Annotated in this window: 1 rRNA gene; it reads left to right on the forward strand. The window is 52.2% G+C overall.

Annotated elements, in window-relative coordinates:
* Positions 1–693: ribosomal RNA gene (locus tag ACU8YC_RS25185) — 23S ribosomal RNA — on the forward strand; the annotation flags it as partial.
* Between the last annotated feature and the right edge of the window lie 70 nt (positions 694–763).

Here is a 763-nt window from a genome sequence, read left to right on the forward strand (position 1 = left end):
ATCCGGGTTGCGGACAGTGTCTGGTGGGTAGTTTGACTGGGGCGGTCTCCTCCTAAAGAGTAACGGAGGAGCACGAAGGTTAGCTAATCCTGGTCGGACATCAGGAGGTTAGTGCAAAGGCATAAGCTAGCTTGACTGCGAGAGTGACGGCTCGAGCAGGTGCGAAAGCAGGTCTTAGTGATCCGGTGGTTCTGAATGGAAGGGCCATCGCTCAACGGATAAAAGGTACTCCGGGGATAACAGGCTGATACCGCCCAAGAGTTCATATCGACGGCGGTGTTTGGCACCTCGATGTCGGCTCATCACATCCTGGGGCTGAAGTAGGTCCCAAGGGTATGGCTGTTCGCCATTTAAAGTGGTACGCGAGCTGGGTTTAGAACGTCGTGAGACAGTTCGGTCCCTATCTGCCGTGGGCGCTGGAGAATTGAGGGGGGCTGCTCCTAGTACGAGAGGACCGGAGTGGACGCATCACTGGTGTTCGGGTTGTCATGCCAATGGCATTGCCCGGTAGCTAAATGCGGAAGAGATAAGTGCTGAAAGCATCTAAGCACGAAACTTGCCCCGAGATGAGTTCTCCCTGAGACTTTAAGTCTCCTGAAGGAACGTTAAAGACGATGACGTTGATAGGTCGGGTGTGTAAGTGTAGCGATACATTGAGCTAACCGATACTAATGAACCGTGAGGCTTAACCTTACAACGCCGAAGATGTTTTGGCGAAGAGACAGATTTTCAGCCTGATACAGATGACATCGACAGACTAAAA

Source organism: Citrobacter sp. VF227 (assembly GCF_052950715.1).